The organism is Emticicia aquatilis (genome assembly GCF_014644295.1).
In the GTDB taxonomy this organism is placed as follows: Bacteria; Bacteroidota; Bacteroidia; order Cytophagales; family Spirosomataceae; genus Emticicia; species Emticicia aquatilis.
In genome coordinates this window covers 1-19,416 of record NZ_BMKK01000009.1, presented here as the reverse complement: position 1 = coordinate 19,416, position 19,416 = coordinate 1, and the positions used below count along the sequence as shown (strand labels likewise).

2 protein-coding genes are annotated in these 19,416 nt (G+C 41.2%); both read left to right on the top strand.

Features of this window, described 5'->3' with window-relative positions; all coding sequences use genetic code 11:
• Positions 1-526: 526 nt before the first annotated feature.
• Entirely contained in the window at positions 527-16,990 is a 16,464-nt protein-coding gene (locus IEX65_RS19555) for an Ig-like domain-containing protein (protein ID WP_188768489.1), read from the top strand.
• 435 nt (positions 16,991-17,425) lie between these two features.
• On the top strand, positions 17,426-19,416 hold a 1,991-nt coding region (locus IEX65_RS19550), incomplete at its 3' end, for a DUF11 domain-containing protein (RefSeq protein ID WP_188768485.1).

Genomic DNA, 19,416 nt, shown 5'->3' with positions numbered 1-19,416 from the left:
AATTGACTCTGTTTTCAGTCGTAGTTATTACGTATAATGCCATGAGGTGTATTTTTTAGCCTACTTAATTAAGATTTTAGCTTTCAAAATACTCCTCCGAATAATGAAATTTTAAACTTCTACTGGTTCATTTTTACTGAAATAATTTTCCATTTTTTGTATTTTTCTAAGGTTTGGTCTCCTAATACCTTGTAATGCGGCGGCTTAGCCTCAAACTCCATACCAATTTTACTAATAAAAAAATATTTATCTGCGAAACCATAAATTACTGACTATTAGGTTGATTTATGCAATAATAGCCTGATTAATAATTTACTACGCTAAATTTGATACCACTTAATAACTTATGGCATAAGTTTTGCTATTATAATAAAGTAATTGCCGTAAGAAATTTTTACAGGCTTCGTGTCTTTTTCAATTCCGAATAAAACGTATAAGTTATAGAATATAGGTGTCCTTAACAACAAAACATACTTTTGCATTATCTAACATTTGTGACTTCACAAAAGATAAAACAATCCTCTTAATGCCTTACGGTAGTTTAGGTGGTAGAGTGTTGTTTATTTTTCTACTATTTTTCTCGCAATACGCACTTTCTCAAAACCCAATAGCGGGCAATCAGAGTTTTCAGATTCTTAGTGAAGGAAACTTTACTTCTACAAACTCTCATCATATTCATGGGCCTCTGGCAGTTGGAGGAAACTTGGTGATAAATACACCATACATGGGTGAGATAAACATGGATAATACTGGTTCTTATATTTTTACTGGTGATGGCTCAGTTGCTACTGGTTTGTTGGTGAAAGGTGGTATTACTTGGACAACAGGAACGTTGAAAGTGAATAATGGGAACTATATCCATATTGGAAGTAGTACTGGGTCTATAACGAGTAATAATGGAGGTACGGGGCTTACGCAGGTTTTGCCAACTGGTACTTCATACAATAATGCCAAAAGAATTGAAGCCTCGGTCAATCAGCCAACTAATGTTTTACAAACAGTTGGATTTGACTTTACAACGCTTTTTAATACCTATCGAACGACCTCAACCACGCTTAGTGGGAAAGTCAATAATGTGCAGTTATACAATTCGAGCAATGCAGCAATTGCAAGTAATACAGTTTCCTCCGCTCAGAATGTAAAGATTAACTCGCTTAATTCTGGGGTTAACTATCTGAATCTTACTTCGGCTTCACTCAATAATATTACCGAACTTTCTTTTGCTACGGCCGCAGTGCCAAGTGCTAATAAGATTTTGGTCATTAACGTGCCAATAACTGCCAATTTTGTTTGGAATAATTCAAATATGGCGGGTATTGCTGGTACGCAAGGCCCCTACGTGATTTGGAATTTTTATGGAGCTACAACTTATAACCTTACTATCAATACAGCAAGTATGGTAGTAGGAACGGTGTTTGCTCCAAACATGAACCTAATTAAGGCTGGTACGGGTGATACAGAGGGGGGATTAATTGCCAAAACAATACAATTAGGGGCTGGAGAAATCCATAATTATCAGTTTGTAAGTGACTTAACTACTTTTGAAACATGTTCGGGAAATAGTTATGACACAGGAGGTAGCACTGCTGAATATGTAGATAATCAAGATTATACAGTTACCTACACAGCTTCTGCTGGTAATTCGGTTAAATTGACCTTCAATAGCTTCAGCACAGAAGCAGGATATGATTATTTGTATATCTACGATGGACCAAATACATCTTCAACATTGCTTTATTCATTAAACGGAACTACGTTTCCACCATCAGTTACTTCGACTGGTAGCACGCTTACGTTAAGGTTTGTGTCCGATGCTGGTGTAACTTCAAGTGGCTGGGATGCCACTATTTCTTGTGTGGCTCCTCCTTGTTCGTGTACTGGAAATTTACTGACAAATAATAGTTTTGAAAATGGTATAACTGGATGGAGTTCGTCGGGAGGAAGTGCTTATAATGGCACTGGCTATGAAGTCTGTGGTACTTATAATGGCTACTTACAAGCTACAACTACCAATGCTTGGCTTTGGCAGCAAGTAAGTGCAACCGTAGGTACTACTTATTACATGTCGTTTTGGGGTGGAACACACGACCCAACCTTTAATCACTTCGTTCGACTTGGATTTTATAATAGTTCAAATACGCTTATTGGTTCGAACCAAGTGAGTGTCGATTATGATGTTGACCCAAACAATGACATTGCATTCTACTCATTCTCGGCAACTGCTCCAGCAGGTACGTCGTATATGCGAGTAGAAGCATTTGCCAACGGAGATTACCTCAAACTTGACCAAATGTGTTTGTCAACAACTAGTGTTGGAGCCTCGACTACTTGTACTGCACCTACGGTATCAGCAAGCTCAAATTCACCTGTCAATGCGGGAAGTACAATTAATTTAACATCAACAAGCTCAGGTGGAATTGGTGCTCAATTGGTTACGAATGGCGATTTCAGTGGCGGAAATAATAGTTTCTCGTCTGATTATACATTTGGTGGCGGATATAATATTACAACTAATCCACAAACTATTTGGAGTTGGGCTGTAAACTGTACGAATCCTAATGGAAATTTGATGGTAGGTGATGGTAACGGAAATGCCAGTTCAAGATTTTGGTATCAGTCAATCAACGTAACCGCAGGAACAACTTATACACTGACGTGTAATGCTTATGATTTTTGGGGAGGAACCTCTGCCGCAAAACTTCAATGGGGAGTAAACGGAACAAAGATAGGTACTGCTCTCAATTTATCAACAGGTGGATGTAATACTTGGCAAGCACTCACCACAACATGGACAGCAACTACAACAGGTACAGTAGTTTTTGCCATTTATAACAATGAAGTTTCGGCCGCAAATAATGATTTCGGCATAGATGATATATCAATAAGAGCCTCTGGTCCTATAACTTATAGTTGGGCTGGGCCAAGTGGATTTACATCGACCAGCCAGAATCCGAGTATATCAAGTGTAACAACCGCAAGGTCGGGAGTTTATACAGTTACGGCTACGTTATCAGGAGCAAGTACTTGTCCGGCCACTGCCACAGTAAATGTGGTGGTTAATGGTGCATGTACTCCTCCCAATATCACAGCCACCTCAAACTCACCAGTTTGCCTTGGTTCGACCATTCACTTTGAAACCAATAGTACAACTGCGGGTGTGACTTATTCATGGACCGGCCCAAATGGATTTACTTCAACGAATGAGCAATATCCTTGTGTAAATAATGCCCAGACAATCAATGGGGGAACATATACCGCAATGGCAACCTTAAATGGGTGTACTGCCACTGCTACTGTAAATGTGATAATGAACCCTACTGCTGCACCAGCACCTCCAACTGTACCAAATGTTTATAAATGCTCAGCTGGTACTGCTACCTTTACTGCATCAAATTGTGCAGGAGTAGTAAATTGGTTTAGTGCAGATTGGACTTATTTAGCAACTGGAAGTACATTCACAACGCCTTCGTTAAGTCAGAATACTCAGTACTTGGTTGAATGCCAGACGGCCACTTGTTTATCGGAGAAGGGGAGTACTTATGTAATTTTTCAATCTACACCAACTACGAGTGTTTCAGCGAGTAGTTCAGCTATATGTTCAGGACAATCCACCACTCTGACAACCACATCAAATTGCTCATCATTAGCACCAAACTTATTGATTAATGGTGGATTTGAAAGCGGAAGTCTAACTCCTTGGTGGACGGGAGCATCAACAGTTACGTTGGTTAATAACAATGCCCGCACAGGAATTTATGCCGTATCGGTGATAGGAAATGACGTGGGTGTTGGAACGAATATTTCAAACCTTTTACCCAATACTACCTACACGCTTTCGGGCTATATGAAGGCGTCAACAGCTGGGCAGAATGGTTTTGTTGAAGTAGGAAATTATGACGGAACAGGCAACTGGATTTCTTCAACAACTACATCAGTAGGTACGACATATACACAGTTTACAGTAACATTTACAACTGGTGCAACAAATACTTCGGCCGATATTGGAATGTGGAGATATGGCACAGGAACGATTTACGTTGATGATTTTACACTTACACAAAATTCGCCAAGTTGTACATACAGTTGGAGTCCAGGTGGAGCAACAACCTCTTCAATTACTGTAAATCCGACTGCAACAACTACTTATACCGTAACGAGTGGTTTGAATGGCTGTACATCTACCGCATCAACGACAATAACAGTTTCTGGAACTTCTCCAACCGTCAATAGTCCAACTATTTGTAGTGGACAATCGGCCACGCTTACTGCAAGTGGGTGTACTGGTACTGTATATTGGAGCAATGGTGTAACTGCCAATTCTATTACTGTAAGTCCAACTACAACAACTAACTATACCGCCAATTGTAATACCGTTAGTGGAAATTTATTAACAAATCCTGATTTTGAAACAGGTTCATTATCGAGCTGGGCTAACTGGGCTAATAGCTCGATTACATCAGTTTCAACTGAAAAACAAAACGGCACGTATGGGTCAAAAGTAAGTGCATTAATTACGGGTGGAGGATTTGCACAAAATGTAGCTGCTGTTGCAGGCGAAGCATTTACACTTACTGCTTGGGGGAAAGTAAGTTCAACGACTCCTTGGAGCGGAATTGGTATTAAGTTCTTAAATTCATCAAATACGCAGTTGGGGTCTGATATTGGAGTAGAAATAAATGCTACGTCTTTTGCCCAATTTACGGTTACGGGTACAGCTCCAGCAGGAACAGCTTGGATTCAGGTTTACTCATGGACTGACCCAATTACAACATTATATTTAGATAACTTTGTTCTGACAAAAGCAGGGTGTATTACTGCTGCTATAAGTACGGTTACTGTTAGTTCGAGTACACCAACGCCAACCGCTACAGGTGCAAGTCGATGTGGAACAGGAACTGTAACTTTAACGGCATCGGGTTGTACGGGTACTTATAACTGGTATGCCGCAGCTACTGGAGGTTCGAGTCTCGGAACAGGTGCTTCCTATATAACACCAAGTATTTCGGCTACGACTATTTATTACGTTGACTGTACAATTTCTTCTTGTACGAGTAGTAGAGCTTCGGCAACAGCAACAGTCAATGCAGTGCCAGTTACACCAACAGCAACTGTTGTTAGCACTGGTTGTACAGGTGCGACAGGAAGTATTACTGTAACGAATTTACCAGATGGTTATTCGACTAATATAAACGGTGGTGCTTGGACACAGTATAAAAATAGTTATGTAGATTTAGCTGCAGGAACATATACCATTGGTTATCAAGGTGGTGGATGTACTTCTTATGCTACTTTTACAGTTGCCACCTCGACAGACAATCCTTTATTGAGTCTTGCTAAAACTGACCCTACTTGTTCGACCACGGGTAGTATCACGGTAACAGGTAGTGGCGGAACGACAGGTTTAGGGGAGGCAACTTATCAATTATGGTACGGTATCACAGGAAGTCTTGTTTCTAATTTAACATCTAATGCAAATTACCCAAATACGCCTTCATTATCCACATTAGTGGGAATTGCCGAGGGATATGAAAATTCGATGGATAATATCGGTGGAAGAATTTCAGGGTATATCGTTCCGCCAACAACTGGAACATATTATTTCTGGGTAGCATCGGATGATTATAGCGAGTTTTGGGGAAGTGGCGATGCAAATCCTGCTAATAAAACACTTTTAGCAAGTGTTTCGGGTTATACAGGATATAGAGAATGGAACAAGTATGCTTCACAAAAAACTGCTGCCTTAAATCTTACGGCTGGACAAATATATTATTTTGAAGTTTTATATAAAGAAGGAACTGGCGGTGATAATATCTCATTAGGTTGGGCTAAACCTGGAGAAGCAACAACTGCTCCGAGTGAGGTTGTACCAGGTAAGTACCTCAGACCAAATATTGCAAGTTCAACTACAACACCAGTTTATCAATACAAATTGAATAGTGGAGCTTTCCAAACAAGTAATGTTTTTTCGGGTTTGGCAGCAGGAACATACACAGTTACGATTCAAGATGCAGGTGGATGTACGGCTACAACCACAATCACATTGGCAGTTTCGGGGGGAACAGCTGCTCCAACAGGCACTGGAGCAAGCAGATGTGGAACTGGTACGGTGACTTTATCTGCTTCGGGATGTACAGGAACTTATAACTGGTATGCGGCATCAACAGGTGGAACAAGCCTTGGTACTGGTGTTACCTACACCACCCCAAGTATTTCTGCCACTACAACATATTACGTAGATTGTACCGTAAGCACTTGTGTGAGTAGTCGCACGGCTGTAACGGCTACCGTAACTGCTATACCATCGGCCCCAACAAGTACGGGAGCAAGTCGTTGCGGAACTGGTACCGTAACATTATCAGCTTCGGGTTGTGCAGGTACATACAACTGGTATGCAGCATCTACTGGAGGAACAAGCCTCGGCACAGGAGCATCCTATACAACACCGAGCATTTCGGCTACAACAACTTATTTTGTTGATTGTACGGTAAGTGGTTGTTCGAGTGCAAGAGCATCAGCAACTGCAACTGTAAATGCTCAACCTGCAAACCCTTCAGGTTCGGGAAGCCGTTGTGGAACTGGAACAGTTGTTCTTACAGGCTCAGGCTGTTCAGGTACATATAACTGGTATGCCGCCTCTACGGGAGGAACAAGCCTTAGTTCGGCAGCCACCTATACTACACCGAGTTTATCAACTACAACAACATATTATTTAGCATGTACAGTTGGAAGTTGTACAAGTAGTATTGTACCAGCCGTAGCAACGGTTAATGCAATTCCAACGGCTACTGCGAGTTCAAATTCACCAATAGTTGTGGGTGGAACGCTAAACTTGTTTTCAACGGGTGGAACAACCTATACTTGGACAGGACCTAATGGTTTCACTTCTACATCACAAGATGTTTCGATTGCTAATCTTGCTGCCTTAGATGCAGGTACTTATACTGTTACTGCCAACACTAATGGCTGTACGGCAACTGCCACAACTCAGGTTGTAATTAACAACTACGACCCAGGTGATATTGATTGTAGTTTAGTATCTTCTTTGAATTTTTCAAGCCCTACACTAATCTCAGGTACAGCAGGGGCAAATAATGCTCAATATAGATTTAGTAATGTTGCCGCAGGAACAGATGCCATTGTAACGATTTTGAGTAGGTCACACACCGATGTCGAAATCGTTGATTTAGATATTCCTGCCGCATCTTATGGAGGATATGATGCGGCCTTCCAGCCAATGATTGATTATAACTGGATAAATAGCAATGGTACGTTTGATGCGGCAGGTGAGAAATCAATTACGTTTAAATTTGATTTTGTACAGTCAGGCACAACAACCCCAAAGACAATTCCTAATTTATTGGCAACGGGATTAGATATTGATGGTAGTACAAATGAGGTAAGAGAGTTTATTCAAGCAAGTAATTACCAAAGTTATCAAATTCAAACACCATCTTCATTGACTTTGAGTGGTGCTTTGAAAGCAAAAGGGCCTTTGACAACGTATGCTGGTATCAACGAATTGGCTTTAGATGCCATGATTTCGTATGCTTATATCAATTCTTCAAGCATAACAGTTACGTATGGTGGCGATTGGAATGGAAGTACTGCTGATTTTGGAGATACTGCTCCTGGTAATAGTGACGAAAAACGTTTAAATTCGTTATATTTCAAGTGTTATAATTTCAATACAACCGTTTGTGCATTGCCACTCACTGCTCCAACTGGTACAGGTGCAACTCGCTGCGGAACAGGCTCTGTTACGCTTTCGGCGAGTGGTTGTACAGGCACATATTATTGGTACGCAGCCAGTACGGGCGGTTTGGCCGTTGAAGTTGGAAGTACATTCGCTACACCAAGTTTATCAGCTACTACAACATATTATGTAGAATGTAATGCTGCCGGATGTACAAGTACACGTACGCCTGTTGTGGCGACTATCAAACCAGCAGTTACAATATCAAAAGTTTTAGGCGATAGCGAATGTTTGAATAGCGATATAAATTTAAGTGTAACTTCTTCGGGTGGTACTAACTTAACTTATAGCTGGACTGGGCCAAGTAGCTTTGTATCGACCTTACAAAATCCAACGAGAACATCTGCTACGGCTGCAATGGCTGGAATATATTCAGTAACTGTATCAAACGCAGAAGGATGTGCGGCAACTGCAACTGCTACCGTAACAGTTAGTAACCTTCCAACGGCTTCTATAACTGGAACAACAACTATCTGTAATGGTCAATCAACAACACTGACCGCTGCTGGTGGTAATTATTACGTATGGGGAGATGGTTCGACGAGTGCAGCCATTACCGTAAACCCGACAGCTACTACGAGTTATTCGGTAACTGTTTATCAAAATAATATTTCAAATACTGACCTCGTTACGAACGTAACAGGTTTTAATGCAGCTAACTTTAGTTTTATTAATGCAACAAATTCTTTTGGAGGCCCTGCATCATTATTTGATGATATTGATAATTTGAATGCAGAAACTTTCCACGCAACACGTACTACTGCTGGAGCAGATTGGGGTATTTCGTATAATTTAGGTGGAAATTTCTTAATAAATAATTTAAGTCTTGACCGTAGAAACGATTGTTGTACGGATAGAGCCGAAGGTGGCGTAATGCAAGTTTGGCGAAATGGTACGATGGTTTATCAAAGTAGCATATTGAATAGCACAGGAGATGGAATCCTTGCTGCTACACCAACTCCAAATGTTATAGGTAATGAGATTCGCTATGTATTCTTAGCAGGTGCGAATACATTGACTGGAGAAAGTGTACTTAATTTTACTGAATGGATTATTGGCGGAACTAAGCTTTGCTCAACAACTTCGACAGCAACAGTTACCGTGAATCCTATACCATCAGCCCCAACCAGTGTAGGAGCAAGCCGTTGTGGAACAGGAACAGTGGCCCTTTCAGCAAGCGGTTGTGCAGGTGGAACAATTTCATGGTATGGAGCCTTAACAGGTGGAACAGCCTTAACTACGGGAGCAACCTATACAACACCAAGTATTTCGGCAACAACAACCTATTATTTAGAATGTACACTCAATGGTTGTGTGAGCAGTACCCGAAACTCAGCAGTTGCTACAGTTAATGCCATACCAACCGCTCCAACCAGTACAGGTGCAAGTCGTTGTGGAACAGGAACTGTCACATTATCGGCAGCAGGTTGTACAGGTACGTATAACTGGTATAATGTAGCATCGGGTGGAACAAGCCTCGGTAATGCTTCAACCTATACAACCCCAAGCATTTCAGCTACCACAACTTATTATGTTGATTGTACGGTTGGAAGCTGTACGAGTTCTCGTACCTCATCAGTTGCGACTGTCAATGCGGCAATAGCTGCCACAGCATCATCAAATGCCCCTGTTTGTGTGGGTAGTGCCATTAATTTGAGTGCTACTGGCGGAACAAGTTATGTGTGGAATGGTCCAAACTCATTTACTTCTACTACACAAAACCCGTCATTGGTAGCAAGTGCAACTACATCGGGTGTATATACTGTAACAGTAACTGGCACGGGTGGATGTATGGCAACAGCTACAACGAATGTAGCGAACCCAAATATTACGATTTCAAATATTGTGGTGAGTGCTTGTATTAATCAACCATTACAAGATGTTGCTACCGTAAGTATGTCTATTGCATGGGTAAATGCACCTTCGGGCGATAAGATTAAAGTAGTAATCAATAATAAAATAGAATACATAGATGTGGCTGCGGGTGCTACCTCGCCACAAACGATTACATTTTTAGTTCCAGCCAGCGGAATCTCCAACATACCGATTTCGGCAGGTTGGGTTACTTTCCAAAGTGGTAACTGTAATACACTTGCGAGTTTTAATGCCCCAGCTGCTTGTTCGGTAGATAATCTTAATTGTGAGAAAATTTTGTATTTGTGTGGGCCAGATAAACCAGCCGATGGTGATGCTTGGGACCACGGATTTATGAATTACTTGACAGGACAAGGAGCAACCGTAACAGCAACATATACCAAACCAGATGCTTCAGGATATGGTCTTTACAATCCATTGAATACAGCTACATTGATGAATATTAATCTCAATGATTATACATCTATAATTATATCGCCAACGACCGAAGCCAATTTAGCAGCAAATTTATTGACAGCTTTGAAAGGTTATTCGGGTGGAATATTAATGATGAATTATACAGAAGCAGATGATTTAGGTTTGACATCTACCCCTGCTTCATATAGCTGGCAAGATAATGCTTACACCAATAATACTAATACAATTAAAATATATAATTACGATAATATCAATCCGACTTTCGGAAATGTCGTAACAATTGGTAATTATTTTGCTAACGCCGATGCTTATTTGTGGTCTGGTGCAAATAATATGTCGTCGGCCATCAATGGCTTGTATTTCTATTATACTCCATCGGATGTATTGGCTGGAGTGCCTTCTACTCACGGAGCGAGAGTTTATTTAGGTTATCACATGAATGGGCTTTATGCTAATTCACAAAATGGAGGAGCAATGCCTGCTCCATCGAGTAGCTATTTTTCACCGACCAATCACTTAACATTAGAAGCAAAAGCATATTTCGACCAAGCAATAAAAAATATTACAACTGGATTAACAGTACAAGCTACGGGCGACACTAAGTGTGCTGGAAATACTATTAATCTTACATCAACTGGAGTTGGTATTGTGTCATATTTATGGAGTGGGCCGAGTAGTTTTGTGAGTACACTCCAAAATCCAACATTAAGTAACACAACAACTGCAATGAGCGGAATTTATACTGTTACTGTTACAGGAGTAGGTGGTTGTACGGCCACAGCCACGGCAAATGTTGTAGTGAATACGATACCAACAGCTCCAACAAGTGCAGGAGCAAGTCGTTGTGGAACAGGAACAGTGACGCTTTCTGCAAGTGGTTGTGCAGGTGGAACGATTTCATGGTATGGAGCCTTAACAGGTGGAACAGCCTTGACAACAGGAGCAACATACACAAACCCAAGTATCTCATCAACCACGACTTATTATTTAGAATGTAGTTTAAATGGCTGTATCTCAACGACAAGAAATAGTGCCGTAGCCACAGTAAATACGATTCCGACCGCTTCAGCAACTGGCGATACAGAATGCGTGGGTTCAACAATAATTTTGGCATCAAGTGGTGGAAGCACCTATTCATGGAGTGGCCCAAGTAGTTTTACCTCTACTTTACAAAATCCAACGATAAGTAATGCGACTACTGCAATGGCAGGAGTTTACACCGTTACAGTTACAGGAACTGGCGGATGTACAGCGACAGCTACGGCGATTGTTATAGTAAATACGATACCAACCGCCCCAACAAGTGCAGGAGCAAGTCGTTGCGGAACAGGAACGGTGACCCTTTCTGCAAGTGGTTGTGCAGGTGGAACGATTTCATGGTATGGAGCCTTAACAGGTGGAACAGCCCTGACAACAGGAGTAACTTACACAAGCCCAAGCATCTCAACAACCACGACTTATTATTTAGAATGTAGTTTAAATGGCTGTATCTCAACGACAAGAAACAGTGCCGTAGCCACAGCAAATACGATTCCGACCGCTTCAGCGACAGGTATAACGGTTTGTGTAGGCTCAACAATAAATCTGACTTCAAGTGGTGGAAGCACTTATTCATGGAGTGGTCCAAGTAGTTTTACCTCTACTTTACAAAATCCAACGATAAGTAATGCGACCACAGCAATGGCAGGAGTTTACACCGTTACAGTTACAGGAGTAGGCGGATGTACAGCGACAGCTACGGCGAGTGTTATAGTAAATACGATACCAACAACCCCAACAAGTGCAGGAGCAAGTCGTTGCGGAACAGGAACGGTGACGCTTTCTGCAAGTGGTTGTACAGGTGGAACGATTTCATGGTATGGAGCCTTAACAGGCGGAACAGCCTTGACAACAGGAGCAACATACACAAGCCCAAGTATCTCAGCAACTACGACTTATTATTTAGAATGTAGTTTAAATGGCTGTATCTCAACGACAAGAAATAGTGCCGTAGCCACAGTAAATACGATTCCGACCGCTTCAGCGACAGGTATAACGGTATGTGTAGGCTCAACAATAAATCTAACTTCAAGTGGTGGAAGCACTTATTCATGGAGTGGCCCAAGTAGTTTTACCTCTACTTTGCAAAATCCGACGATAAGTAATGCGACTACAGCAATGGCAGGAGTTTACACCGTTACAGTTACAGGAACTGGCGGATGTACAGCGACAGCCACGGCAAATGTTGTAGTGAATACGATACCAACAGCTCCAACAAGTGCAGGAGCAAGTCGTTGTGGACCAGGAACGGTGACCCTTTCTGCAAGTGGTTGTGCAGGTGGAACGATTTCATGGTATGGAGCCTTAACAGGTGGAACAGCCTTGACAACAGGAGCAACATACACAAACCCAAGTATCTCATCAACCACGACTTATTATTTAGAATGTAGTTTAAATGGCTGTATCTCAACGACAAGAAATAGTGCCGTAGCCACAGTAAATACGATTCCGACCGCTTCAGCAACTGGCGATACAGAATGTGTGGGTTCAACAATAATTTTGGCATCAAGTGGTGGAAGCACCTATTCATGGAGTGGCCCAAGTAGTTTTACCTCTACTTTGCAAAACCCAACGATAAGTAATGCGACCACAGCAATGGCAGGAGTTTACACCGTTACAGTTACAGGAACTGGCGGATGTACAGCGACAGCTACGGCGAGTGTTGTAGTGAATACGATACCAACAACCCCAACAAGTGCAGGAGCAAGTCGTTGTGGACCGGGAACTGTAACTTTATCGGCAAGTGGTTGTGCAGGTGGAACGATTTCATGGTATGGAGCCTTAACAGGCGGAACAGCCCTGACAACAGGAGTAACTTACACAAGCCCAAGCATCTCAACAACCACGACTTATTATTTAGAATGTAGTTTAAATGGCTGTATTTCAACGACAAGAAACAGTGCCGTAGCCACAGTAAATACGATTCCGACAGCCTCAGCAACTGGCGATACTGAATGTCTTGGAGCAACAATCTTATTGAGTGCATCTGGTGGAAGCACATATTTGTGGGCTGGACCAAATTCATTTACCAGTACTTCGGCTACTCCATCTATTGCCAATGCTCAACTCGTTAATGCGGGTACATATACAGTTACAGTAACGAGTGCAGCAGCTTGTAGTGCAACGGCAACTGCAAGTGTAGTGGTAAGTAGCATTGCTGCTCCAACTACAACTGGTGCATCCTTATGTGGTTCGGGGGCGGTTGCCCTTTCTGCCAGCGGATGTAGTGGTACTTATAATTGGTACACCGTAGCATCAGGCGGAACAAGTATCAGTGTTGGAGATTCATACATTACCCCAATTATTAGTAGTTCAACAACGTATTATGTTGATTGTACAGTAAATGGCTGTGTTAGTCAAAGAGCTTCTGCAACGGCTACCATTCTTACAACAATTACAGCAACCGCTTCTTCAAATTCGCCATATACTTCAGGTGGAACATTAAATTTGTATGGAACAGGTACAGGAACTTATGTTTGGAATGGACCAAGTAACTTTAGTTCGACTCAACAAAATCCAGTAATAACTAATGCGGGTACTGATAAAGTCGGAACATATACATTGACAGTCACGGCGGCAAATGGTTGTAAAGCGATTGCTACAACCTATGTAACGACTACAACTGGAACAGGAATTGAAGGAAATGGGGCTTGTAATGACCCAATAGCTGCCGGAACTACCAAAATTAATGCAAGCAGAACAGGTATTTGTATTGGATGTAGTGTAACGGCTGCTTCGACAGTTGTTAATGGTAATCTTGGAGATTATGCTGAAATGACCATTGGGGCATCAATTATTGGTGGAGGAGTTGCTATTTCGGTTCAAGATACTGTGAGCGATTATCCATCTGGATATTACGCAGGTTTCACAGTTCAGCCCGTAGGAAATATTCTAAGTGCCAGTATTTTAAGTGGTATTACAATCAATACTTACTTAAATGGTACATTACAAGAAACTGCTACATCTGCCAATGGATTATTAAAATTATCAATACTTTCTGGTTATGGCTCATTGCAAAGAGTAGGGTTACAAACAACCAAGAATTATGATGAAATTCAAATAATTGCGAATGGTGGCTTAGCTACATTATTAACAGGTTTGAGAGTATTCTATGCTTTCGAAGAACCAATTTCTTGTGCGAAAAATTGTGAACAACCAATATCTACTTCAAGTTTTGGCGGCACAATCGTTTCATCAAGAAGTGGTATCTCTGGCTTATTATGTTTGGGTAGTGTAACAAATACGGCCAATGTCCTTGATGCCGATTCAACTAATTTTGCTGCTATGAGTTTAGCGATTGGTGCTTTGTGTCAATCGGCTCTTTCTGTCAAAGCAAATACTTCTTTCTCGGCAGGAACTCATGCGGGTTACGTAGTTGCTAATGCAAGCGGAATTTTATCTTTAGATATTTTGAGTAATATCAGAATCGAAACCTATCTCAATGGTGCTATCAGAGAAAGCATAAGTGCCAACAATAGTGTAGTATCGGTAGGTTTATTTAATCCAACGACCAACCAAACTGCAATCAGTTTTAAATCAAGTTTATCTTTTGATGAAGTACGTATAGTAGTCGCAGGTACTGTAAGTTTACTTACTCAACTGAATGTGTATTATCCGTTTATCAGAAGAGATGCCGATGGAGATGGTATTCCTGACTGTTTGGATAAATGTGCTAATGGTAATGATTTAGCTGATAGCAACGGTGACGGTGTGCCAGATGCGTGTACTCCAGAATTTCCGACAGTAGTTGCCAATGGGGATACTGTTTGTGTAGGTCAAACCATTTACTTGACAAGTAACGCTACTCAAACTGAGCTTTTAGAAGACAATAAAGTTTGTAATGATGCTATCGTAGGTACAGGCGTAAGACTTAATCCGAGCCTTACTGGTATTTGTCTTGGTTGTACGGTAAGCAACGGAGCAGCCGTAATTGATGGTGATTTGACCAACTATACAGAATTAGCTATTGGCGTATCAATCATTGGTGGGGGAACTGCCCTATCAGTACAAGATACGATGCGAAGGTATCCTGCGGGGAATTATGCTGGCTTTGTGGTTCAACCAGTAGGAGGGCTTTTAGATTTAAGTGTTTTGAGTTCAATTACTATCAGGACATACCTAAATGGAACTTTGCAAGAGTCAGCCACAATCAGTAATAGCCTTTTAGGTGTTTCGGTACTTACGGGCAACGGTGGCCTACAAAAAGTAGGATTTATAGCTACTAAAACTTACGACGAAATTCAGATAATTGCCGGAGGAGGTTTAGCAAGTTTACTTACAGGCCTTAGAGTTTATTATGCCTTTGAAGAGCCTTCATCTTGCTGGAAAAACTGCGAAGAAGCCATGAAAGTAAGCAATTTTGGAGCTTCAATAGTATCTTCTCGTACAGGTGTTTCAGGTTTACTATGTCTCGGAAGTGTTGCTAATTCAAGCAGATTGATAGATAGCGATACAACTAATTATGCAACCATGAACTTAGCGATTGGTTTGGTGTGTCAGACAGCCGTTTCGGTGAAAGGAACTACAACTTTACCAGCAGGAACACACGCAGGTTTTGTGGTAGAAAATGCGGGTGGTTTATTGTCGCTTTCATTACTTGGAAATATTAAAATTGAAACGTATCTGGCTGGTAGTCTTCGAGAAAGTGTAACTCTCAATAGTAATCTGGTGACGGTAGGTTTATTAAACCCAAGTTCTCCATTGACTAAGCTGAGTTTCAAAACAGGACAGTCTTTTGATGAAGTTCGTCTTGTTGTATATGGTACAATCAGTCTTATTTCTCAACTAAATGTTTATTATTCGTTTATACGTAGAGATGCTGATAGCGATGGAATCGCTGATTGTATGGATAAATGTACTGGAACTGACTTTACGGATACTGATGGAGATGGAACACCTGATATTTGCGATGCTACAAATACCACATTATTGACATATAGCTGGACTGGGCCGGGTGGCTTTACTTCAAACTTACAATCACCAACTCGTCCGAATGCGACAACTGCAATGGGTGGTATTTATACGCTTACGATTACAAACTCTTCGGGATATGTCCGAACTCTCACTACCAACGTAACCGTAAGTGCATATCCTACAATCTCGGCAACACCAAGCACTGTGTGTGCGGGCGGAACCATCAGCATGACTGTTAGCGGAGCTATTACTTATACTTGGACTGGGCCTGGCGGATTTACTTCAAACGAAATTATTATTACTCGTACCAATGCCACAACTGCTATGGCGGGTACATACACCATAGTTGCCTCTAATTATAGTACATGTAACTCGACTGGTACGGTAGCTGTTACGGTTAATGCTCTACCAGCAGCACCAGTGGTTGCAAATGCTGCTCGTTGCGATGTAGGAGCAATTACGATTACAGCCACAGGTTGTTCGGGCGGAACTATCCAATGGTATGCTTCACAGACAGGAACTGCAATGCTCGCTACTGGAACGAGTTATAGTATTGCTTCCTTATCGAGTAGTGCCGTATATTTTACTTCGTGTGCGGATGCCAATGCTTGTGTGAGTTCATCAAGGAGCTATGGAGTGGCCGCTATTAATTCAAACCCTGATGCCACATTAACTGGAATCGGCTCTCTTTGTTTAGGGTATCAGCCTACCAATAATGGGAAATTGCTTTTAACAAAATTCAAATCGACAGATACATTTTCGTATAATACGGGTTCAACTTATAATTCTGGCACGGCTTCTGCTTTTGCCGCAATTCCAACAAATGGAGAAATCGTAACAGGCTTGTCTGACCCAAGTACGAGTATAGTATATACCGTTAGAATAAAAAATTCAGAAAATTGTACAGTAGATAGAACCGTAACTTTGAGCAATCAATGCTCTGTTTGTCCAGCAGGCTATTGCGAACCATCGACTGTCGTAAAAACTAAGTAAAATCTTTTTTTTGCGTAATTATTGGTCTGTTTAACCCATAAAATTTGAATAGAAAATGAATAGGTAAAATACCTAATTAGAGTAAAAAGAATAGAGTTACATATAAAATTTAAGATTTGAATGCCTTCAATAGAGATAATTCGCTGATAGTCAGTGAGCTGTTTTTGTTGTAGGCTTTTTTTTGGCATAAAGATTGCTTTAATAAAATTATTGAACGGTATCGTTCTTTCCTGATAATTATAAAAATATTAATGTATAAGACTAAATAATGAATCTTCTTCATAGAAATCTTAATTACAGTAAGCCTTTGGTCATCTTTAAAAGCACGCAAAGGCATCAATGTTTTTCCGAAATTACTCAAGGTTTTAAAACAATTTTTGCTGTCATATAAACATACCTACCATATACCCAAAACATCAAAACACATTACGTCCCATGAAAAAATTTTTACACAATTTAACTTTCAAGGATAGGCTTGGAAAGAAATTGATACTTTTGCTGATACCAATTTTACTATTGAATTTTCAGGATACTTTCGGTCAGGCTACACCATGTGCCAGTCCGATTGTTTACTTTTTAAAGACAGAAGGAACCAGCACCGATGCAGCTCTTGATGGAAAAATCAAACTTTATGGAGATGTAACGGGAACAAACAAAGTCGTGATTTCGACAACTGCTTTGGCTGCTCCTACAAGTAATACTGAATTTACGAATGCAGCATTATTTTCGTCTTTTACGAATGGTTATATCAAAACCAATGCTCCAAACACTAATCAGACCTATTATGTAAGGGTTTACTCGGCAGATGGTTTGTGTTATACAGATAATACTGTCAACTTCGAGAAGACAAACTTCACAACAATTCCAACTCAGCCAGACATCATGGTAGCCGTCTCACACAATGGGGGGGCTTTTGTTGCTAAAAATACGCCTTTTACGGCGGTTGTAACTGTGCAAAATGATGGTACTGCAACTGCAACAGGCTTGGAAGTAACAGTAACGATTCCTGCGGGCTTAACAGTTGGAACTCCAACAGCTTCAGTCGGTACATATAGTGCCGCAACAGGAAAATGGACGATTCCTTCGGTAGCACCTGGAAGCACCAATAATGCAACTTTGACTTTTGCTAATACACAATCTACAACTGAGGGAGTTAAATTTATTTCAGCGAATTTGACTGCTGAAACACAAACAGATAAAGATTCGAGTCCTACAACAAACAATGCTGGTGAAGACGACCAAAGTACTGTCTGTGTTTCGACTCCTTATGAGCTTTGTAACGGAAATAAGATAGATATCACATTAGCTTCATACACAGGTATTGTTTGGAAAAAAGATGGAATAACAATCACAGGTACAGTAGCAGGTCAATATACACTTAACGCAAACGGTTCATTGACAATTTACTCAATAGGTGAATATACCTATAATATCACATCGGGGCCAAATGCGTGTCCAACGGGTGGATGTTGCCCAATTAAAGTGGTGGCAGCACCTCTACCGGTATTATCACTTACATCAACACCAGTATCTTGTTTTGGTGGAAATAACGGTACAATTACAGCAACGGCAACAAGCGGAACTACACCTTATGAGTTTAGTAAAGATGGAACAGCATTCCAATCGTCGGGTGTATTTAGTGCATTGACAGCTAATAACTACACAATCACAGCGAAAGATGTGCAAGGATGTACTGCAACTGCAACTATTGCCGTAACGCAACCAACTTTATTAACTGCATCTATTGCTCCAACAGCACCAGTAATCTGTAATGGACAATCGGTAAGTTTAAATGCAAGTGCCGCTGGTGGTACAACTCCATACACGTATGCGTGGAGTGCAGGACTTGGAGCAGGTGCAAGCAAAACAGTTTCTCCAACAGCTACAACTTCATATACAGTAACAGTAACGGATGGGAATGGCTGTACAGCAACAGCGACAGTTAATGTGACGGTGAATCCATTACCAACCATCACAGTAGCAAATGCTACTATATGTAGTGGTACAGCTCCATCGGTAGCGATTAGTTCAAGTGTAGCAAGTACGTATAGTTGGACAGTTGGTACGATTACAGGTGGTATTACCGGAGCGAGTTCAGGCACAGGGTCAACGATTTCACAAGTTTTAACAAACCCAAGCAATACTACTGCCGGAAGTGTACAATATATCATCACGGCCACAGCAGGGACAGGTGGTTGTACGACCACAGCGAGTGTCTTAGTGACGGTGAATCCATTGCCAACAATCACAGCAGCCAATGCTGCTATATGTAGTGGCACCGCACCATCGGTAGCGATTAGTTCAAGTGTAGCAAGTACGTATAGTTGGACAGTTGGTACGATTACAGGCGGTATTACTGGAGCGAGTTCAGGCACAGGTTCAACGATTTCACAAGTTTTGACAAACCCAAGCAATACTACTGCCGG